The organism is Streptomyces sp. NPDC004539, assembly GCF_040610055.1.
Taxonomy (GTDB): Bacteria; Actinomycetota; Actinomycetes; order Streptomycetales; family Streptomycetaceae; genus Streptomyces.
On the sequence record NZ_JBEXLS010000008.1, the window covers coordinates 21,377 to 41,215 of the forward strand.

18 protein-coding genes and 1 pseudogene are annotated in these 19,839 nt (G+C 69.3%); 15 read left to right on the plus strand and 4 right to left on the minus strand.

Features of this window, described 5'->3' with window-relative positions; all coding sequences use genetic code 11:
* Positions 1 to 29: 29 nt before the first annotated feature.
* The 3 genes and pseudogenes from ABZX85_RS18185 to ABZX85_RS18195 all read left to right on the plus strand — a co-directional run.
* Positions 30 to 2,378, plus strand: a pseudogene (locus tag ABZX85_RS18185) (bifunctional polysaccharide deacetylase/glycosyltransferase family 2 protein); the annotation flags it as partial.
* Positions 2,379 to 2,380: 2 nt separating this feature from the next.
* Positions 2,381 to 3,559 carry an acyltransferase gene (locus ABZX85_RS18190; RefSeq protein WP_355869041.1) on the plus strand — a complete coding sequence of 393 codons (1,179 nt, stop codon included), beginning with the start codon at positions 2,381 to 2,383 and terminating at the stop codon, positions 3,557 to 3,559.
* A 74-nt stretch (positions 3,560 to 3,633) separates the two neighbouring features.
* Positions 3,634 to 4,326, plus strand: a complete 693-nt coding sequence (locus ABZX85_RS18195) for a demethylmenaquinone methyltransferase (protein ID WP_355869044.1) — start codon at positions 3,634 to 3,636, stop codon at positions 4,324 to 4,326.
* A 42-nt stretch (positions 4,327 to 4,368) separates the two neighbouring features.
* Here the strand turns inward: ABZX85_RS18195 and ABZX85_RS18200 are convergent, their stop codons facing one another.
* Positions 4,369 to 4,713 carry a PASTA domain-containing protein gene (locus ABZX85_RS18200; RefSeq protein ID WP_355869047.1) on the minus strand — a complete coding sequence of 115 codons (345 nt, stop codon included), beginning with the start codon at positions 4,711 to 4,713 and terminating at the stop codon, positions 4,369 to 4,371.
* Positions 4,714 to 4,824: 111 nt separating this feature from the next.
* On the minus strand, positions 4,825 to 5,349 hold the full coding sequence (locus ABZX85_RS18205) for a GNAT family N-acetyltransferase (RefSeq protein ID WP_355869050.1): 525 nt from the start codon (positions 5,347 to 5,349) through the stop codon (positions 4,825 to 4,827).
* Positions 5,350 to 5,447: 98 nt separating this feature from the next.
* Here ABZX85_RS18205 and ABZX85_RS18210 point away from each other — a divergent pair, with 98 nt between their 5' ends.
* Positions 5,448 to 6,761, plus strand: a complete 1,314-nt coding sequence (locus ABZX85_RS18210) for a geranylgeranyl reductase family protein (protein ID WP_355869053.1) — start codon at positions 5,448 to 5,450, stop codon at positions 6,759 to 6,761.
* Between the two features lie 79 nt (positions 6,762 to 6,840).
* Here ABZX85_RS18210 and def read toward each other — a convergent pair whose 3' ends face one another.
* Both def and ABZX85_RS18220 read right to left on the minus strand, forming a co-directional pair.
* Entirely contained in the window at positions 6,841 to 7,473 is a 633-nt protein-coding gene (gene def / locus ABZX85_RS18215) for a peptide deformylase (RefSeq protein ID WP_355869056.1), read from the minus strand.
* Between the two features lie 169 nt (positions 7,474 to 7,642).
* The gene (locus ABZX85_RS18220) at positions 7,643 to 8,476 is read right to left on the minus strand and encodes a C40 family peptidase (RefSeq protein WP_355869059.1); all 834 of its coding nucleotides are present in this window, start codon (positions 8,474 to 8,476) and stop codon (positions 7,643 to 7,645) included.
* A gap of 668 nt (positions 8,477 to 9,144) precedes the next feature.
* Between ABZX85_RS18220 and ABZX85_RS18225 the strand changes: the two genes are divergently transcribed.
* Genes ABZX85_RS18225 through nuoK form a run of 11 tightly spaced genes read left to right on the plus strand, consistent with a single transcriptional unit; the run spans position 9,145 to position 19,831 of the window.
* Positions 9,145 to 9,504 carry an NADH-quinone oxidoreductase subunit A gene (locus ABZX85_RS18225; RefSeq protein WP_030813697.1) on the plus strand — a complete coding sequence of 120 codons (360 nt, stop codon included), beginning with the start codon at positions 9,145 to 9,147 and terminating at the stop codon, positions 9,502 to 9,504.
* Between the two features lie 14 nt (positions 9,505 to 9,518).
* A complete protein-coding gene (locus ABZX85_RS18230; RefSeq protein ID WP_187747878.1) occupies positions 9,519 to 10,073 on the plus strand; it encodes an NADH-quinone oxidoreductase subunit B in 555 nt (184 codons plus the stop codon).
* The gene (locus tag ABZX85_RS18235; RefSeq protein WP_355869063.1) at positions 10,070 to 10,801 is read left to right on the plus strand and encodes an NADH-quinone oxidoreductase subunit C; all 732 of its coding nucleotides are present in this window, start codon (positions 10,070 to 10,072) and stop codon (positions 10,799 to 10,801) included. Before ABZX85_RS18230 ends, ABZX85_RS18235 begins: the two co-directional genes overlap by 4 nt.
* Positions 10,798 to 12,120, plus strand: coding sequence for an NADH-quinone oxidoreductase subunit D (locus tag ABZX85_RS18240; RefSeq protein WP_355869066.1), 1,323 nt, complete (start codon positions 10,798 to 10,800; stop codon positions 12,118 to 12,120). The genes ABZX85_RS18235 and ABZX85_RS18240 overlap by 4 nt, the downstream gene beginning before the upstream one ends.
* Positions 12,117 to 12,887: an NADH-quinone oxidoreductase subunit NuoE gene (gene nuoE / locus ABZX85_RS18245; RefSeq protein WP_355869069.1), complete on the plus strand. Its 771-nt coding sequence runs from the start codon at positions 12,117 to 12,119 to the stop codon at positions 12,885 to 12,887. The genes ABZX85_RS18240 and nuoE overlap by 4 nt, the downstream gene beginning before the upstream one ends.
* Entirely contained in the window at positions 12,884 to 14,230 is a 1,347-nt protein-coding gene (gene nuoF, locus ABZX85_RS18250) for an NADH-quinone oxidoreductase subunit NuoF (RefSeq protein WP_355869072.1), read from the plus strand. The genes nuoE and nuoF overlap by 4 nt, the downstream gene beginning before the upstream one ends.
* Positions 14,227 to 16,728, plus strand: coding sequence for an NADH-quinone oxidoreductase subunit G (locus ABZX85_RS18255; protein WP_355869075.1), 2,502 nt, complete (start codon positions 14,227 to 14,229; stop codon positions 16,726 to 16,728). The genes nuoF and ABZX85_RS18255 overlap by 4 nt, the downstream gene beginning before the upstream one ends.
* The gene (gene nuoH / locus ABZX85_RS18260) at positions 16,725 to 18,089 is read left to right on the plus strand and encodes an NADH-quinone oxidoreductase subunit NuoH (protein WP_355869078.1); all 1,365 of its coding nucleotides are present in this window, start codon (positions 16,725 to 16,727) and stop codon (positions 18,087 to 18,089) included. The genes ABZX85_RS18255 and nuoH overlap by 4 nt, the downstream gene beginning before the upstream one ends.
* Entirely contained in the window at positions 18,082 to 18,684 is a 603-nt protein-coding gene (gene nuoI / locus ABZX85_RS18265) for an NADH-quinone oxidoreductase subunit NuoI (RefSeq protein ID WP_355869081.1), read from the plus strand. The genes nuoH and nuoI overlap by 8 nt, the downstream gene beginning before the upstream one ends.
* Positions 18,681 to 19,535: an NADH-quinone oxidoreductase subunit J gene (locus tag ABZX85_RS18270; RefSeq protein ID WP_355869084.1), complete on the plus strand. Its 855-nt coding sequence runs from the start codon at positions 18,681 to 18,683 to the stop codon at positions 19,533 to 19,535. Before nuoI ends, ABZX85_RS18270 begins: the two co-directional genes overlap by 4 nt.
* Entirely contained in the window at positions 19,532 to 19,831 is a 300-nt protein-coding gene (gene nuoK, locus ABZX85_RS18275) for an NADH-quinone oxidoreductase subunit NuoK (protein WP_003974374.1), read from the plus strand. Before ABZX85_RS18270 ends, nuoK begins: the two co-directional genes overlap by 4 nt.
* Positions 19,832 to 19,839: the final 8 nt, after the last annotated feature.

Consider the following 19,839-nt stretch of genomic DNA (forward strand, 5'->3'; position numbering starts at 1 on the left):
GGAACCGAACGGAACGCAGAGGCACCACCATGGCTACGACGACGTCCCCACGAGGCCGCCGCCGCGCCCCCTCCCGGATCGGCCGGGCGGCGGGCAAGGCGTCGGCACTCCAGAAACCGAGGGTCATCCTCGCGCTCCTGCTCCTGCTCGCGCTGACCAGCGTGATGCTCCTCGACGGCTATCTGCGCGCCGAGGTCGGCGGCGACGAGCGGGTGCGGACCGGCGCCAGCTCCGACAAGGTGCCCGACAAGGTCCTCGACGGCGGGCCGATCCTCACCTTCCGCGGCGGCCAGGCCACCACGGTCTCCGTCCCCGCCAAGACGATCGCGCTGACCTTCGACGACGGCCCGAACCCGACCTGGACCCCGCAGGTCCTGGAGATCCTCCAGAAGTACGACATACCCGCGACGTTCTTCCTCGTAGGCTCGATGGTGTCGCGTTATCCCGGCATCGTGAAGGACATGGTGGACGACGGGAACGAGGTCGGAATCCACACCTTCACCCACGTCGACCTCTCGTACCAGTCCGACGCCCGCGTCAACCGCGAGATGCAGCAGACCCAGTTGGCGCTGGCCGGTGCCGCGGGGATCACCACCACCCTTTTCCGGGCGCCCTATTCCTCCGAGACCGACGCCATCGACAACTACAGCTGGCCCGTCTACCAGAAACTCGGAGAAGACGGTTACACCAGCGTTTTCGTCGACACCGACTCCGACGACTGGAAGAGGCCGGGCGTCTCGAAGATCATCCAGTGGGCCACCCCGGAGGACGGGAAGGGCGCCTCGGTCCTTTTCCACGACGCGGGCGGCGAACGCTCCCAGACCATCGCCGCACTGCCCAAGTACATCGAGCAGATGCAGGCCAAGGGGTACACGTTCACCACGATCAGCGGGGTGCTGGAGAAGGAGAACGGGGGTGGGGGAGGGGCCGCGAGCGCTACGGGTACTACGGGGACCACGGCGCCCTCGGGTACCGCCCCCGCCGGTGAGCAGCAGCCCGGCAGCGCCCCCGACGGCACCGGCGCAGGCGCGGGCACCGGAAACGCCCCCGGCACCGCCACCACCGCCAACCCCCTCCAGGCCGCCCACCGCGAGGCGACCGGCGTCACCCTCTACGAGGGCAAGGCGCTCATCGCCGCCGTCACGCTCGCCGAATGGACGGTGCCCACGCTCTCCATCGGCCTCATGGTCGTAGGCATCGCGGTGATGGGCCGGTTCGGGATGATGCTCGTGCTCGCGCGGCGGCACTACCGCAAGCGCAACAAGCGCCGGTTCAGCTGGGGGCCCGAGGTCACCCGGCGGGTCAGTGTGATCGTCCCCGCGTACAACGAGAAGGAGTGCATCGCCAACACCCTGGAGTCGCTGGCGCGCAGCACGCATCCGATCGAGATCATCGTCGTCGACGACGGCTCCACCGACGGCACCTCCGAGATCTCCCGCGAGGCGGCGGCGCGGCTCGGCATGCACAACGTCCGTGTCATCCGGCAGGAGAACGCCGGCAAGCCCGCCGCCCTCAACAACGGGGTGCGCAGCGCGAGTTGCGACATCGTCATCATGATGGACGGCGACACCGTCTTCGAACCGGACGCCGTGCACCAGCTCGTCCAGCCGTTCGCCGACCCCGGCGTCGGCGCGGTCGCGGGCAACGCCAAGGTCGGCAACCGCAACACGGTCATCGGGGCCTGGCAGCACATCGAGTACGTGATGGGCTTCAACCTCGACCGGCGCATGTACGACCTGCTGCGCTGCATGCCGACGATCCCCGGCGCGATCGGCGCGTTCCGGCGGGACGCGGTGCTCCAGGTCGGCGGGATGAGCGAGGACACCCTCGCCGAGGACACCGACATCACCATCGCCATGCACCGGGCCGGCTGGCAGGTCGTCTACCAGGAGCACGCAAGGGCCTGGACCGAGGCGCCCGGCTCGCTCAAGCAGCTCTGGTCGCAGCGCTACCGGTGGTCGTACGGGACCATGCAGGCGCTCTGGAAGCACCGCAAGTCCCTGACGGACAAGGGGCCTTCGGGTCGCTTCGGGCGGGTCGGAATGCCGCTGGTGGTGCTCTTCCAGATCGTCACGCCGGTCTTCGCGCCGCTCATCGACGTCTTCACCGTCTACTCGATGATCTTCGTCGACTTCCAGGCCGCGCTGCTCGCCTGGTTCGCCGTCCTCGGGGTCCAACTCCTGTGCGCGGCCTACGCGTTCCGGCTCGACCGGGAGCAGTACCGGTACCTGTGGATGATGCCGCTCCAGCAACTCGCCTACCGGCAGATGATGTACCTCGTCCTCATCCACTCCTGCATCACCGCGCTGACCGGCGGCCGGCTGCGCTGGCAGAAGCTGAAGCGGACCGGCGAGGTCGGCACCCCGGCGGGGGCGAGCTGATGGGGTCGCACCGCAAGGGCGGTTCCGCCGCCGCGGAGAGGCCGACGGCCGTCGGCGTCGCGTCGCCGAGTCCGCGCGCCGGTACGGCGGATGGGGCGGACAGTGCGGACGCGGCGGCACCGGACGACGGGGCGAGACCCCAACGCCCGCCCAGGGACCGGTACTTCGACACCCTGAGGGCCGTCGCGCTCGTCCGGGTCGTCGCGTACCACACCTTCGGCTGGGCCTGGGCCGGGATGGTGTTCCCCTCGATGGGGATCATGTTCGGGCTGGCCGGGACGCTCATGGCGAAGTCTCTGGAGCGGCCCGCGCTGAAGGTCGTGAAGAGCCGGATGCGGCGACTGCTGCCGCCGTTCTGGTTCTGGGGCGTCTTCGTGGTCCTCGCGATGCTGGTCCACGACTGGATGCCGGGCTGGCAGATCGTCTTCTGGGTGGTCCCCCTGGGGGACCCGCCGGGCAACGCCTGGGGCCAGCAGGCGTGGGAGATCCTCTGGTACCTGCGGACCTACCTGTGGTTCGTCCTGCTCTCGCCGGTCCTCCTCAGGGTGTTCCGGCTGGCCCCCGTCGCCGTCCTGCTCTCCACCCTCGCGCCGATCCTGGTCTTCCACTTCCTGTGGGAGCCGCCGGACAACCGCTTCGGCAACGCGCTGACCGACCTCGCGACGTTCCTGTTCTGCTGGGTGCTCGGGTTCGCGCACCGGGACGGGGTGCTGCAACGGCTGAAACCGTTTGCCGTGATCCTGCTGTCGCTGGCCGCGATCGGGTTCGGCGGCTGGTACGCCCTCACCCATCAGGGGGAGACCGGGTCGTACGACCTCGACGACATCCCCCTCGCGCAGGCGTTCTGGTCCGCCGGGTACGTCACTCTCCTGATGTACGCCAAGTCGTACTTCGGGGTGGACTTCGCGGGGCTCGCGAAGCACCGGCGGCTGGACCGGATCGTCACCGTCTTCAACGCCCGCGCGGTCACGATCTACCTGTGGCACGAGATTGCGCTCATCCTCGCGGTGCCGCTGATCGACCGGTTCTGGGACATCCCGGCGTTCGAGAAGTGGCTCCCGCTGGACAGCCAGTGGTTCATGTTCGGCGTCGGGTGGCTGCTGATCGTCGTGTTCGTGCTGCTGTGCGGGTGGATGGAGGACGTGGCGGGGAGGAAGAGACCCCGGCTGCTGCCCTGAGGCCGGCCCTGTCGTACCCGTAGCCCTCAGGTCCCTCCCGGAGATCCCGTAGGGGTGCCTGCAAGAATGGCCGGGTGACCCGCGCATCCCTGGACAAGCAGCCGCACGAAGTCGCCTCGATGTTCGACAACGTGGCGGAACGGTACGACCTGACCAACGACGTGCTGTCCCTCGGGCAGGACCGGCGCTGGCGCAAGGAGGTCGCGCGGGCCGTGGACGCCCGCCCGGCGCAGAAGATCCTGGATCTCGCGGCCGGAACGGCGACCTCCTCGCTGCCGTTCGCGCAGGCCGGGGCGTATGTCGTGCCGTGCGACTTCTCGCTCGGGATGCTTCAGGTGGGCAAGCGGCGGAACGCGTGGCTGCCGTTCACCGCGGGGGACGCGACGCGGCTGCCGTTCAAGGACGACACGTTCGACGCGGTGACGATCTCGTTCGGGCTGCGGAACGTGCAGGACTTCGACGCGGGGCTGCGGGAGATGTACCGGGTGACGCGGCCCGGGGGGCGGGTCGTGATCTGCGAGTTCTCGCATCCGACGTGGGCGCCGTTCCGGACGGTCTACACGGAGTACCTGATGCGGGCGCTGCCGCCGGTGGCCCGTGCGGTGTCGTCCAACCCGGACGCGTACGTCTATCTCGCCGAGTCCATCAGGGCGTGGCCCGATCAGCCCGCGCTGGCCTCCCGGCTCCGGGAGGCGGGCTGGGCGAAGGTGGCCTGGCGGAACCTGACCGGTGGGGTTGTGACGTTGCACCGGGGGTTCAAGGACTGACGCTCCGGTGAGAGGGGCCCGCGGTCCCTCATGGCTCGCTCGCTAGCCCAGAGTCATGGGTGCTCCTCGCCCCCCGTACCCCACCGCCGCGTACGGCTCCCCCGGCTCGTCCAGCTCGCGCTGCATCCCGCCGCCTCCCGGGCGCGGTATCCGGGGCTCGTGGACCCCCGCTCCGCCCCCGCCCTCTCCCTCGCCGAAGTCGAACCAGACCGAGACGACGGCCCCGCGGGGGACCTCGGCGCCGGGTGGGGGGTACTGGCGTACTACGTAGTCGACGACCGTGCGGAGGAAGTCGGGGCGGTCGGGGGCGGCCAGGAGTACGCCGTGGGCCTGGGCCGTCTCGCGGGCGTCCATGGCCATCAGGCCGACCAGACGCGGTACGTGCACTTCGGGTGTTTTGGGTGGTATGAGCACAGATGTCACCCCCAGCGGTACTGGAAGGGTAACCGCCGGAGGGGGCCGTCCGGAAGCGCTGTGCGACAATTTCGCGGCGCTTGGCTACTGAGAGTTACCACTTTCGAGGGTGAGGCGGTAGCAGTGACCCTCGTGACGGGAGTCGGGCGTGGTGAAGACCTCCGCGAGCCGCATCCCCAGCCGCTTGGTCACGGCGATCGAGCGGGCGTTCCGCGCGTCGACCATCGCGACGACCCCCGGCGTACCCGCCGATCTCACCCGTTCCAGCGTCATCTGGGCCGCCGCCGTGACGTACCCCTTGCCCCAGTGCTCCCGCCCGAGCCGCCAGCCGATCTCGATCTCGCCCCGCGGCCCCCACTCACGGGGCCACGGCTGCGCCCCCGTGAAGCCGATCACCCGGCCCTCCCGGTCGAGCATGGTCCACAGGCAGAAGCCGTACTCCGCGTCGTGCCGCCGCTGGCGGGCCGTCAGCTCCTCGTAGACCGAGATCTCCGCCGTTTCGCCGCCCTGGAACTCCATGACCTCCGGGTCGTCGAAGAGCCGGTGCCAGGCGAGCGCGTCCTCGTCGGTGGGCACACGCAGCCGTACTACGGGAAGAGCCAGGTTCACGGGGGCAACCCTTCAGCCGGGTGATCAATTCTGCTGAATAGACTGCCCATGTCCAGTGCCGGTCGGCACGCATATTCCGAACCTGGGGAGATCCCGCCGTGACCGTCGTGACTGATCCTCACTCCGAAAACACCGCGTCTCTCTCCGGGAACACCGCCGATGTGATCGTCGTCGGCGCGGGGCCGGCCGGTTCGACGACCGCGTACTACCTCGCCAAGGCCGGACTCGACGTCCTCCTGCTGGAGAAGACCGAGTTCCCGCGCGAGAAGGTGTGCGGCGACGGCCTCACGCCGCGCGCCACGAAACAGCTCGTCGCCATGGGCATCGACATCTCCGAGGAGGCCGGCTGGCTGCGCAACAAGGGACTCAGGATCATCGGCGGCGGCGTCCGGCTCCAGCTCGACTGGCCCGAGCTGGCCTCGTACCCGGACTACGGACTCGTCCGCAAGCGCGACGACTTCGACGAGCAGCTCGCCCGGCAGGCGCAGAAGGCGGGGGCACGGCTGTACGAGCGGTGCAACGTGGGGGCGCCGATCCGGGACGACCGGACCGGCCGGATCACCGGTGTGCACGCGAAGTTGGGCGAGGAGAAGCGCGAAGTCACCTTCCACGCGCCCCTCGTGGTCGCCGCCGACGGCAACTCCACGCGGCTGTCGCTCGCGATGGGGCTGCACCGGCGCGAGGACCGGCCGATGGGCGTCGCCGTCCGGACGTACTTCGAGAGCCCCCGGCACGAGGACGACTACCTGGAGTCCTGGCTGGAGCTGTGGGACCGGCGCGGCGCCGAGGACCGGCTGCTGCCCGGGTACGGATGGATCTTCGGGATGGGCGACGGGACGTCCAACGTCGGGCTCGGAGTCCTCAACACCTCCGACTCCTTCAAGGAGTTGGACTGGCGCGAGGTGCTGAAGGCGTGGTGCGCGTCGATGCCGGAGGAGTGGGGGTACACGCCGGAGAACATGACCGGGCCCATCCGCGGGGCCGCGCTGCCCATGGCCTTCAACCGTCAACCCCACTACACCAAGGGGCTGTTGCTCGTCGGTGACGCGGGCGGGCTGGTCAACCCCTTCAACGGCGAGGGCATCGCGTACGCCATGGAGTCCGGGCAGATCGCCGCGGACGTCATCGTCCAGGCGCACGCGCGCGCGACGCCGGCGCAGCGGGAGATCGCGCTCCAGCGGTACCCGCAGGTGCTCAAGGACACGTACGGGGGGTACTACACGCTGGGCCGCGCCTTCGTGAAGCTCATCGGGAACCCGAAGGTCATGAAGATCGCGGCCCAACGCGGGCTGACTCACCCGGTGTTGATGAAGTTCACGCTGAAGATGCTGGCGAACCTGACGGACCCCACCGGGGGGGACGCGATGGACCGGATCATCAACGGGCTGAGCAAGGTGGCGCCGAAGGCGTAGTCGGTCGGGTGCGGTTGGGCGGGGGGCTGCTCGCGCCCACGCGGCGGTAGCCGCACATCGGATACAGCCCCGCGCCCCTTCACCGGCGCTTCTTCAACGCCTCTTCGTTCGCTGCCCTTTGTGCGAACACCGCTTCCCTCCCGTCCGTCATCTGCCGCATGGCTTCCTTCCGCTCCCGCTTCGACAGCCGGTCCAGATACACGTGCCCGTTCACATGGTCCGTCTCATGTGCCAGGCACCGCGCGAAGTACCCGGTGCCCTCGATCGTGACGGGGGCGCCGGTCTTGTCCAGGCCCTGGATCGTCGCCACGTCCGGGCGCGGTACGTCCATGACGGCACCCGGCACGGAGAGGCAGCCCTCGGAGTCGTCGAGGAGGTGGCGGGCGGGGGCGGGCAGCGGTGCGAGGACCGGGTTGACGATGTGGCCGACGTGGCGGACGCCGTCGTCGTCCGGGCAGTCGTACACGAACAGGCGCAGGTCCACGCCGACTTGGTTCGCCGCGAGGCCCGCGCCGTGCGCGAGGTACATCGTCAGGAACATGTCGTCGATGAGGGCGGCGAGGTCGGGGCCGAACTCGGTGACGTCGCGGCAGGGCTTGTGCAGGATCTCCTCGCCGACCTCGGTGATCCGCCGGACGCGGCCCTGCCGGGCCTCGGGGGCGTGACGCGGATACGTGTCCACGGGGCGGCCCTGGACGAAAACGCTGGGCATGTCGGTGTCTCCCTCTGAGCATCGATCGCCGGTCGATCGGTACGAGGGAGGAAACGGACCGGCCGTGGCCGGAGTTCCGCACGAGGAAGGGCCGCTGCCCCCGAGCGGCTGCGGCCCTACACCTCAAGTACTACACGCCTCAGGTACTACACGCCTGAAGTACTACGGGTCAGAGCACCCGCACCGCACCGCTCGCCGGATACCCCGACAGCTCCTGGATGACGACACCCTTCGACGGGTTCGCCGCGTCGAGGTACTTGCCCCCGCCGATGTAGACCCCGACGTGGTACGCCGACCCCTTGGCACCCCAGTACAGGATGTCCCCGACCTGGAGGTTGGAGAGGGAGACGTCGGTGCCGTAGTTCGACTGGTCCTCGGAGACGCGCGGCAGGTCGACGCCGACCTGCTTGAACGCGGCCTGGACGAGCCCGGAGCAGTCCCAGGAGTTGGGGCCGGTGCCGCCGAGGACGTACGAGTCGCCGACCTGGGCCTTGAGGAAGGCGATAACGGTCGCGACGCTGCCGCTGGCGGGCGCGGAGACGCTGTCCGAGTCCGAACCGCCGCTCAGGCTCGCGCGGGTCTCGGAGCGGGACACAGCGGCCTCGGCGGCGGCCTTGCGGGCCTCCTCGTCGGCCTTCTTCTTCGCCTCGGCCTTCTTGGCCGCGTCGAGGTCCTTGGCGGCCTCCTTCGCGGCGGCAGCGGCGGCCGAGTCGCGCTCGGCCTGCAACTGGTAGTTGGCCGCGGCCTGCTGGGTGAACTGTGCCGCCTGCTCGACCTGCGCGGACAGGTCCGCGGTGAGCGTGGGCAGTTCCAGCGTCTGCGTCACGGTCGCGTCGGCTGCGTTGGCCGAACCCGCCGCGGCGGCGACGGCCAGCGTGCCGATGACACCACTGGCGACTCCGGCACGCACGGCGATCGAAGGCGCGGTGCGGCGGGGTTTCCGGTGGCTGCGTATGTGAGCGGTGTGGGACATGGGTACTAGCGGTACCAGTAGCTCCTCCATACCTACAAGGAACGTGTCCTGCGCCACACTTGTTCAATCGGCGCCCCAACTTTGTTGGCCGGGTTTCCTTATTGACGCCGTAACGGACATTGCGGACCTGTGCGATCAAGGCCGTGATCACTGCCTTTCGCTGTTACGCCCGAATTGCCCGCTGCCTACCATTCGTTGAGGTCGTTGGCCAAGCCTGGCTTCGGAGGGGTTCGTTCCGATGTGGCGCAGGTCACGGAACGGTTACCGGAACGACGGCGTCCGGCGCTCGTGAATGTGTGCACGCGTCCACACCCCGCCGCGGTGTCCCCCTGACGTGTGAACGGGGTCCTCTATCAACCCCCTTCGTCCAGGGCCAATTTGGATGCAAGGGAACTCTCTTGATATAGAGACGCCTCCTCCGGACCGTCACTGACGAGCGAAAATGTCACTTCGTGTGATCACTTCGCAGCCTCGCGTGCCAAGATCGGCACCGATATGACTTCATGATCCTTCGTCAGGTGGTGGAGATCACAAAGCTTGTGCAATACCCCGTGTCGCAAGTCACAGAGCGACGGGCATAGGATGCGGGGCAGTTGGGCTTGTGACCTGCTTCACATGTTCGCGATCTTGGCGATAGACCCAACGTTTTTCCTAGCAACCCGCCAACAGTCAGTGCCGACTGAGAGGAGCGAGGAGCGGTGAACGCCTATGCGCCCATCCTCGTACTGGGAGCCCTCGGGGCAGGCTTTGCGATCTTCTCCGTGGTGATGGCCGCGCTCATCGGGCCTAAGCGCTACAACCGCGCGAAGCTCGAAGCCTACGAGTGCGGAATCGAGCCGACCCCCACGCCGGCCGGCGGCGGGCGTTTCCCCATCAAGTACTACCTGACGGCGATGCTCTTCATCGTCTTCGACATCGAGATCGTCTTCCTCTACCCCTGGGCCGTCACCTTCGACGCCCTGGGTGTCTTCGGGCTCGTGGAGATGCTGCTCTTCGTGCTCACCGTCTTCGTCGCCTACGCGTACGTCTGGCGGCGCGGCGGCCTGGAATGGGACTGAGGGGCCTTTAGACCATGGGACTCGAAGAAAAGCTGCCGAGCGGCTTCCTGCTGACCACCGTCGAACAGGCCGCGGGCTGGGTGCGCAAGGCGTCCGTCTTCCCCGCCACCTTCGGCCTCGCGTGCTGCGCCATCGAGATGATGACCACCGGGGCGGGGCGCTACGACCTCGCCCGCTTCGGCATGGAGGTCTTCCGGGGCTCGCCCCGCCAGGCCGACCTGATGATCGTCGCCGGCCGGGTGAGCCAGAAGATGGCGCCCGTCCTGCGGCAGGTCTACGACCAGATGCCGAACCCCAAGTGGGTCATCTCCATGGGCGTGTGCGCGTCCTCGGGCGGCATGTTCAACAACTACGCGATCGTCCAGGGCGTCGACCACATCGTCCCCGTGGACATCTACCTCCCCGGCTGCCCGCCGCGCCCCGAGATGCTGATGGACGCGATCCTCAAGCTCCACCACAAGATCCAGCACTCCAAGCTCGGCGTGAACGCCGAGGAAGCGGCCCGCGAGGCGGAGGAGGCGGCCCTCAAGGCGCTCCCCACCATCGAGATGAAGGGGCTGCTGCGATGAGCGACACCACCCCCGACGGCGCCACCCCGGAAGGTGCCTCCGGCCTTCCCGCCCAGCGCGGCGACCAGGGCGAGGAGATCCGCGTCCAGCGCGGCATGTTCGGCGCGAACAACGGCGGCGACACCTCCGGTTACGGCGGCCTCGTCCGCTCCGTCCGCCTCCCGGGCGCCTCCACGCGCCCGTACGGCGGCTGGTTCGACGAGGTCGCCGACGAACTCGAAGGCGCCCTGGAGGAACAGGGCCTCCTCCCGGACAACGCGATCGAGAAGACGGTCGTCGACCGGGACGAACTCACCTTCCACGTCGAGCGGGAGCACCTCGTCCGCGTCGCCCGCACCCTGCGCGACGACCCGGCGCTGCGCTTCGAGCTGTGCACCGGCGTCAGCGGCGTGCACTACCCGCACGACAAGGGCCGCGAGCTGCACGCCGTCTACCACCTGCGCTCGATCACCCACAACCGGCTGATCCGCCTCGAAGTCAGCGCCCCCGACGCCGACCCGCACATCCCGTCCCTGGTCCCCGTCTACCCGACGAACGACTGGCACGAGCGCGAGACGTACGACTTCTTCGGGATCGTCTTCGACGGCCACCCGGCCCTGACGCGGATCATGATGCCGGACGACTGGCAGGGCCACCCGCAGCGCAAGGACTACCCCCTCGGCGGCATCGCCGTCGAGTACAAGGGCGCCCAGATCCCGGCTCCGGACCAGCGGAGGTCGTACTCGTGAGCACGTCGCACGCAAGTCCCCGTGAGACCACGGAAGGCTCCGTCTACACGGTCACCGGAGGCGACTGGGACGAGATCGTCCAGTCCGCGGCCCGCGCCGACGACGAGCGCATCGTCGTCAACATGGGCCCCCAGCACCCGTCCACCCACGGCGTGCTCCGGCTGATTCTGGAGATCGACGGCGAGACGGTGACCGAGGCCCGCTGCGGCATCGGCTACCTGCACACCGGCATCGAGAAGAACCTCGAATTCCGTACGTGGACGCAGGGGACGACCTTCGTCACGCGCATGGACTACCTGACGTCCTTCTTCAACGAGACCGCCTACTGTCTCGCCGTCGAGAAGCTCCTCGGCATCGAGGACCAGATCCCCGAGCGCGCCGAGATCATCCGGGTCCTCCTGATGGAGCTGAACCGGCTCTCCTCGCACCTGGTGTGCATCGCCACCGGCGGCATGGAGCTCGGCGCCACCACGATCATGATCTACGGATTCCGCGATCGTGAAATGATTCTCGACATCTACGAGCTGGTCACCGGCCTGCGCATGAACCACGCGTACATCCGGCCCGGCGGACTCGCCCAGGACCTGCCGCCCGGCGCGGTGGACCAGATCCGCGAGTTCGTGAAGAAGATGAAGAAGAACCTCCCGGAGTACGACAAGCTCGCCACCGGGAACCCCATCTTCAAGGCCCGGATGCAGGACGTCGGCCACCTCGACCTGGCCGGCTGCATGGCCCTCGGCGCCACCGGCCCGATCCTGCGCTCCACCGGCCTCCCGCACGACCTGCGCAAGGCCCAGCCCTACTGCGGCTACGAGACGTACGACTTCGACATCCCGACCGCCGACACCTGCGACTCCTACGGGCGCTTCCTGATCCGCCTGGAGGAGATGCGCCAGTCGCTGCGCATCGTCGAGCAGTGCCTGGACCGGCTCCAGCCGGGCCCGGTCATGGTCGCCGACAAGAAGATCGCCTGGCCCGCCCAACTGGCCCTCGGGCCCGACGGGCTGGGCAACTCCCTCGACCACATCAAGAAGATCATGGGCACCTCCATGGAGGCCCTGATCCACCACTTCAAGCTGGTCACCGAGGGCTTCCGGGTCCCGCCCGGCCAGGCGTACGCGGCCGTCGAGTCCCCCAAGGGCGAACTCGGCGTCCACGCCGTCTCCGACGGCGGCACCCGCCCCTTCCGGGTCCACTTCCGCGACCCGTCCTTCACCAACCTGCAAGCCATGGCGGCGATGTGCGAGGGCGGCCAGGTCGCCGACGTGATCGTCGCCGTCGCGTCCATCGACCCCGTGATGGGAGGCGTCGACCGGTGACCACCTCTTCCCCCCGACGGGGTGTCGGGCTGGGCATGCCCGAACTGCCCGCGCCCGCTTACCCGGACGACGTACGGGCCCGCCTGGAGGCGGACGCGCGCGAGGTGATCGCCCGCTACCCCGACTCCCGCTCGGCACTCCTGCCGCTGCTGCACCTCGTGCAGTCCGAGGAGGGCCATGTCACGCGCACCGGGATGCGGTTCTGCGCGGAGGTGCTGGGCCTGACCACCGCCGAGGTCACCGCCGTCGCGACCTTCTACACGATGTACCGGCGCGGCCCGAGCGGCGACTACCAGGTCGGCGTCTGCACCAACACGCTCTGCGCGGTGATGGGCGGCGACGCGATCTTCGACTCGCTCCAGGAGTACCTGGGGGTCGGGAACGGAGAGACCACCGACGACGGCAAGGTCACGCTGGAGCACATCGAGTGCAACGCGGCCTGCGACTTCGCGCCGGTCGTGATGGTCAACTGGGAGTTCTTCGACAACCAGACCGTCGAGAGCGCCAAACGCCTCGTCGACGACCTGCGCGCCGGCCGCGACGTGTCGCCCACGCGCGGGGCGCCGCTGTGCACCTTCAAGGACACCGCCCGCATCCTGGCGGGCTTCCCCGACGAGCGTGAGGGGGCCGTCGAGGCGAGCGGCGGCGCCGGACCCGCCTCGCTGGTGGGCCTGCGCCTGGCCAGGGGAGAGACCGCACCCGCGCGCGTGGTCCATCCGCGTGAGGAACCCGACGACCGGCCCGCCGCCGAGGAGGGGGAGGGATGACATTGGCACCCGAACTGAAGGGCAGCAGTCCCGAGAAGCTGCTCGCACCCGTGCTGTCGGCCTTCTGGGACGAGGAGCGGTCCTGGTCGCTCGACGTCTACCGGAGGCACGAGGGGTACGAGGGACTCCGCAAGGCCCTCGCCATGTCGCCGGACGACCTGATCGCCTACGTCAAGGACTCCGGGCTGAGGGGGCGCGGCGGTGCCGGGTTCCCGACGGGGATGAAATGGCAGTTCATTCCCCAGGGAGACGGAAAACCGCACTATCTAGTTGTCAACGCCGACGAATCGGAGCCGGGGACCTGCAAGGACATCCCGCTCCTCTTCGCGAACCCGCACAGCCTCATCGAGGGCATCGTCATCGCGTGTTACGCCATCCGGTCGTCGCATGCCTTCATCTATCTGCGGGGTGAAGTCGTCCCCGTCCTGCGGCGGTTGCACGAGGCCGTACGCGAGGCGTACGCGGCGGGCTATCTCGGCGAGAACATCCTGGGCAGCGGGCTCGATCTCCAGCTCACCGTCCACGCCGGGGCCGGCGCGTACATCTGCGGTGAGGAGACCGCGCTGCTCGACTCGCTCGAAGGCCGCCGGGGCCAACCGCGGCTGCGTCCCCCTTTCCCTGCCGTCGCGGGCCTCTACGCGTGCCCGACTGTAGTGAACAACGTCGAGTCCATCGCGTCGGTTCCCGCGATCCTGAATCGCGGAAAAGAATGGTTCCGCTCGATGGGCAGCGAGAAGTCCCCGGGCTTCACGCTGTACTCCCTCTCCGGGCACGTCACGAGCCCCGGCCAGTACGAGGCGCCCCTCGGCATCACCCTGCGCCAACTCCTGGAGATGAGCGGCGGGATGCGCCCCGGGCACCGGCTGAAGTTCTGGACGCCGGGCGGCTCCTCCACGCCGATGTTCACCGACGAGCACCTCGACGTCCCCCTCGACTACGAGGGCGTCGGCGCGGCCGGCTCGATGCTCGGCACGAAGGCCCTCCAGTGCTTCGACGAGACGACCTGCGTGGTGCGGGCGGTGACCCGGTGGACCGAGTTCTACGCCCACGAGTCCTGCGGGAAGTGCACGCCCTGCCGTGAAGGCACCTACTGGCTCGTGCAGTTGCTGCGCGACATCGAGGCCGGCAAGGGCGTCATGAGCGACCTCGACAAGCTGAACGACATCGCCGACAACATCAACGGCAAGTCGTTCTGCGCCCTCGGCGACGGCGCCGCCTCGCCGATCTTCTCCTCGCTCCAGTACTTCCGCGAGGAGTACGAGCAGCACATCACCGGCCGGGGCTGCCCCTTCGACCCGGCCAAGTCGACGGCCTGGGCGGACCGCCCGGAGGTGAACGCATGACGGTGACCACAAGTGCCCCCTCCGGAGGCGGGGAGGCGGCGGTGCCGCGGGAAGATCTCGTGACGCTGACGATCGACGGCGCCGAGATCAGCGTGCCCAAGGGCACCCTCGTGATCCGCGCCGCCGAGCAGCTCGGCATCGAGATCCCCCGGTTCTGCGACCACCCCCTCCTCGACCCGGCCGGCGCCTGCCGGCAGTGCATCGTCGAGGTCGAGGGCCAGCGCAAGCCGATGGCGTCCTGCACGATCAGCTGCACCGACGGCATGGTCGTCAAGACCCACCTCACCTCCCCGGCCGCCGAGAAGGCCCAGCACGGCGTGATGGAGCTGCTGCTCATCAACCACCCGCTGGACTGCCCGGTGTGCGACAAGGGCGGTGAGTGCCCCCTCCAGAACCAGGCCATGTCGCACGGCCAGTCGGAGTCCCGCTTCGAGGGCCGCAAGCGGACCTACGAGAAGCCGGTGCCGATCTCGGCGCAGGTCCTCCTGGACCGCGAGCGGTGCGTGCTGTGTGCGCGCTGCACCCGCTTCTCCAACCAGGTCGCGGGCGACCCGATGATCGAGCTGATCGAAAGAGGCGCCCTCCAGCAGGTCGGAACGGGCGAAGGCGATCCGTTCGAGTCGTACTTCTCCGGGAACACGATCCAGATCTGTCCCGTCGGCGCGCTCACCTCGGCCGCCTACCGGTTCCGCTCCCGCCCCTTCGACCTGGTGTCGTCGCCGTCCGTCTGCGAGCACTGCGCGGGCGGCTGCGCGACGCGTACGGACCACCGGCGCGGCAAGGTCATGCGGCGGCTCGCCCAGAACGACCCCGAGGTCAACGAGGAGTGGATCTGCGACAAGGGGCGCTTCGGGTTCCGGTACGCGCAGCAGCGCGACCGCCTGGAGACGCCTCTCGTCCGCAACGCCGAGGGCGACCTGGTGCCCGCCTCCTGGCCGGAGGCCCTCCAGATCGCGGCTCAGGGGCTGCTCGCCTCGCGCGGGCGCACGGGCGTGCTGACCGGCGGCCGGCTCACCGTCGAGGACGCGTACGCGTACAGCAAGTTCGCGCGCGTGGCCCTCGACACGCACGACATCGACTTCCGCGCGCGCGTGCACAGCGGCGAGGAGGCCGACTTCCTGGCCTCCCGGGTCGCCGGACGCGGCCGGGACCTCGACGGCACGGGCGTCACGTACGCCGCCCTGGAGGCGGCCCCGGCCGTCCTCCTGGTGGGCTTCGAGTCCGAGGAGGAGGCCCCCGGCGTCTTCCTGCGGCTGCGCAAGGCGTGGCGCAAGAGCGGGCTGAAGGTGTTCTCGCTGGCCACGCACGCCACCCGGGGCCTGGAGAAGGCGGGCGGCACGCTGCTGCCGGCCGCTCCCGGCACCGAGACCGAGTGGCTGGACGCCCTCGCGGCCGGCAGCGGCCTGGAGACGCCCGGCGAGGTGGCCGCCGAGGCGCTGCGGGCCGACGGCGCCGTCATCGTCGTAGGCGAGCGGCTGGCGGGTGTCGCGGGGGGTCTCACGGCCGCCGTGCGGGTCGCCTCGGCGACCGGGGCGCGGCTCGTGTGGATTCCGCGCCGGGCCGGCGAGCGGGGCGCGCTGGAGGCGGGGGCGCTGCCCGCGCTGCTGCCCGGCGGCCGTCCTGCGACCGACCCGCGCGCGCGGGAGGAGGTCGCCGCCGTCTGGGGGCTCGCCGAACTCCCGCACGGGTACGGCCGTGACACCGGCCAGATCGTCGAGGCCGCCGTCGCCGGGGAGCTCCAGGCGCTGCTGGTGGCCGGGGTCGAGGTCGCCGACCTGCCCGACCCCGCACGCGCGCGTACGGCGCTCGAAGAGGTGGGCTTCCTGGTCTCGCTGGAGCTGCGGCCCAGCGAGGTCACCGAGCGCGCCGACGTCGTCCTCCCGGTGGCCGCGGTCGCCGAGAAGCCGGGCGCGTTCCTCAACTGGGAGGGCAGGGTGCGGTTCTTCGAGGCCGCCCTCAAGCCGGACCAGATGACGCGCCGGCTGCCCCCGGGCGACCTGCGTGTCCTCCAGATGCTCGCGGACGCGATGGACGTCCACCTCGGACTGCCCGATCTGCGCACCACGCGCGCGGAGATCGACCGGCTCGGCGCCTGGGACGGGCAGCGGGCCGCGGAACCGAACGAGACCGGGGGAGCGCTGCCGAGGCCCGCCGCCGGGGAGGCCGTCCTCGCGGGGCACCGGCTCCTGCTCGACCAGGGCCGCCTCCAGGAGGGCGACTCGGCGCTCGCGGCGACGCGGCACGCGTCCCACGCGCGCGTGTCGGCCGCGACGGCCGCCGAGGCGGGCGTGAAGGACGGCGACGTCCTCGCGGTCACCGGCGCCGACGGGACGGTCGAACTGCCGCTGGCGGTCACCGAGATGCCCGACCGGGTGGTGTGGCTCCCGCTGAACTCGACGGGCGGGGGCGTCGCCTCGGACACCGGGGCCCGGCCCGGAACCCTCGTCCGCATCGGCCCGGCGACGCCCGCCGACGCCCCCAAGGAGGTGGAGGCATGAGCCCGTACCTCGCGGCGGAAGACCTCTCGATGTTCGGCCGTGACCCCTGGTGGCTGGTCGTCGTCAAGGCGGTGTTCTGTTTCGCGTTCCTGATGGTGACCGTGCTGTTCTCCATCGTCTGGGAGCGCAAGGTCGTCGCCTGGATGCAGCTGCGCGTCGGACCCAACCGGCACGGCCCCTGGGGCATGCTCCAGTCGCTCGCCGACGGCATCAAGCTGATGCTGAAGGAGGACGTCGTCGTCAAGCGCGCGGACAAGGTCGTCTACGTCCTCGCGCCGATCGTCGCCGCCATCCCCGCGTTCATGGCGATCGCGGTGATCCCCTTCGGCCCGGCCGGCAACGAGGTGTCGATCTTCGGGCACCGGACGACGATGCAGCTCACCGACCTGCCGATCGCGATGCTGTACATCCTCGCGGTCGCCTCGGTCGGCATCTACGGCATCGTCCTCGCGGGCTGGAGCTCCGGGTCGACGTACCCGCTGCTCGGCGGGCTGCGGTCGGCGGCGCAGATGATCTCGTACGAGATCGCGATGGGCGCCGCGTTCGCCTCGGTGTTCCTGTACTCGGGGTCGATGTCGACGTCGACGATCGTCGAACAGCAGAGCGACCGCTGGTACATCCTGCTGCTGCCGGTCTCGTTCATCCTGTACGTCGTCACGATGGTCGGCGAGACCAACCGCGCCCCCTTCGACATGCCGGAGTCCGAGGGCGACCTCGTGGGCGGCTTCAACACCGAGTACTCGTCGATCAAGTTCGCGCTGTTCATGCTCGCCGAGTACGTCAACATGGTGACCGTCTCGGCCGTCGCGACCACGCTGTTCCTGGGCGGCTGGCGGGCTCCCTGGCCGATCAGCGGCTTCTGGGAGGGCGCGAACCACGGCTGGTGGCCGATGCTCTGGTTCGTCGTCAAGGTGCAGCTCCTGCTGTTCTTCTTCATCTGGCTGCGCGGCACGCTGCCGCGCGTGCGCTACGACCAGCTGATGAAGCTCGGCTGGAAGGTGCTGCTGCCGGTCTCGATGGTCTGGCTGATGCTCGTCGCGACCATGCGGACCCTGCGCAACGAGAACTACGGCTTCACCGACATCGCCCTGTACGTCGCCGGCGGGCTGATCGCGGTCCTGCTGATCTCCTTCGTCGTGGACGTCTTCCGCGACAAGGCGAAGAAGGGTGCCGAACTCCCCGCCGAGCCGGTCGGGTTCGACCCGATGGCGGGCGGGTTCCCGGTGCCGCCGCTGCCCGGACAGGAGCTGCCGCCGGTGCCCCGGCGCCGGTCCCGCCAGGAGCGGGAGCTGATTGTCAGTGGTGGGGTCGATACTCAGAGTGACGGACCTCGTGACGGAAAGGAGGCGTCCGATGGCTGAGGAGCCCAAGGAGACCGCACCCGGTTTCCAGAACCCCGTCGCCGGCTTCGGCGTGACCTTCAAGGCCATGTTCAAGAAGCGGCTCACCGAGCAGTACCCGGAGCAGCAGAAGACCACCGCACCCCGGTTCCACGGACGGCATCAGCTCAACCGCCATCCGGACGGCCTGGAGAAGTGCGTCGGCTGCGAACTGTGCGCTTGGGCCTGCCCCGCCGACGCGATCTACGTCGAGGGCGCGGACAACACCGACGAGGAGCGCTACTCCCCGGGCGAGCGCTACGGCCGCGTCTACCAGATCAACTACGCCCGCTGCATCCTGTGCGGCCTGTGCATCGAGGCGTGTCCCACGCGCGCGCTGACGATGACCAACGAGTTCGAACTGGCCGACTCCAGCCGCGCGAACCTCATCTACACCAAGGAACAGCTCCTCGCGGGCCTCGACGACAACATGGTCGACACGCCGCACGCGATCTACCCCGGGACCGACGAACAGGACTACTACCGGGGTCTCGTGACCGAGGCCGCTCCCGGTACGGAACGCCAGGTCGCCGTCTCCAAGGGAGAGAAGCCCGAGGAAGAGGGGGTGGAGGCGTGAGCGCGCTAGCCGCCTACTCCACGTCCACCGGTGAGGCGTTCCAGTTCTGGACGCTCGGTACGGTCGCGGTGATCGGCGCCCTGTGCACCGTCTTCATGAAGCGGGCCGTCCACAGCGCGCTGTGCCTCGCCGGGACCATGATCATCCTCGCGGTGTTCTACCTCGCCAACGGCGCCTACTTCCTCGGCATCGTCCAGATCGTCGTCTACACCGGCGCGATCATGATGCTGTTCCTGTTCGTCGTCATGCTCGTCGGCGTCACCGCCGCCGACTCGCTGAAGGAGACCATCAAGGGGCAGCGCTGGCTCGCCCTGCTCAGCGGCCTCGGCTTCGGCATCCTGCTCGTCGGCGGCATCGGCAACGCCTCCCTGAGCGAGTTCAACGGCCTCGGCCAGGCGAACGCGAACGGCAACGTGGAGGGCCTCGCGACCCTCATCTTCACCAAGTACGTCTTCGCCTTCGAGATCACCGGCGCCCTGCTCATCACGGCCGCCGTCGGCGCCATGGTCCTCACCCACCGCGAGCGCACCGAACGCGCCATGACCCAGCGCGAGCTGGCCGAGAAGCGCGTCCGCGACGGCAAGCACCTCCCGCCGCTGCCCGCCCCCGGCGTGTACGCGCGGCACAACGCCGTCGACATCGCGGGCCTGCTCCCCGACGGCACGCCGTCCGAGCTGACCGTCAGCAAGACCCTGCGCGACCGCGGCCAGATCCGGGACGTGTCGACGGAGGCGATCGCCGACCTCAAGGCCCTCCAGCAGCGCTCCGAGGAACGCCTGGAGCGCGACGAGATCGAGCCGCCGCACTTCACGCGCAAGACCGAGCGCGAGGCAGAGGAGGCGTCGCAGTGAACCCGGTCAACTACCTGTACCTCGCCGCCCTGTTGTTCACGATCGGCGCGACGGGCGTCCTGATCCGGCGCAACGCCATCGTGGTCTTCATGTGCATCGAGCTGATGCTGAACGCCTGCAACCTCGCGTTCGTCGCCTTCTCCCGGATGCACGGCAACCTCGACGGCCAGATCATCGCCTTCTTCACGATGGTCGTCGCCGCGGCGGAGGTCGTGGTCGGACTCGCGATCATCGTGTCGCTGTTCCGCTCCCGCCACTCGGCCTCGGTCGACGACGCCAGCCTGATGAAGCTGTAAGGGGTCGG

What these genes read in the sequence shown, in the direction of transcription:
- ABZX85_RS18190 (WP_355869041.1), top strand. Translation starts at nt 2,381, where the DNA reads ATGGGGTCGCACCGCAAGGGCGGTTCCGCCGCCGCGGAGAGGCCGACG.
- def (WP_355869056.1), bottom strand. Translation starts at nt 7,473, where the DNA reads ATGCCCAGCGTTTTCGTCCAGGGCCGCCCCGTGGACACGTATCCGCGT.
- ABZX85_RS18220 (WP_355869059.1), bottom strand. Translation starts at nt 8,476, where the DNA reads ATGGAGGAGCTACTGGTACCGCTAGTACCCATGTCCCACACCGCTCAC.
- ABZX85_RS18230 (WP_187747878.1), top strand. Translation starts at nt 9,519, where the DNA reads ATGGGACTCGAAGAAAAGCTGCCGAGCGGCTTCCTGCTGACCACCGTC.
- ABZX85_RS18235 (WP_355869063.1), top strand. Translation starts at nt 10,070, where the DNA reads ATGAGCGACACCACCCCCGACGGCGCCACCCCGGAAGGTGCCTCCGGC.
- nuoF (WP_355869072.1), top strand. Translation starts at nt 12,884, where the DNA reads ATGACATTGGCACCCGAACTGAAGGGCAGCAGTCCCGAGAAGCTGCTC.
- ABZX85_RS18255 (WP_355869075.1), top strand. Translation starts at nt 14,227, where the DNA reads ATGACGGTGACCACAAGTGCCCCCTCCGGAGGCGGGGAGGCGGCGGTG.
- nuoH (WP_355869078.1), top strand. Translation starts at nt 16,725, where the DNA reads ATGAGCCCGTACCTCGCGGCGGAAGACCTCTCGATGTTCGGCCGTGAC.
- nuoI (WP_355869081.1), top strand. Translation starts at nt 18,082, where the DNA reads ATGGCTGAGGAGCCCAAGGAGACCGCACCCGGTTTCCAGAACCCCGTC.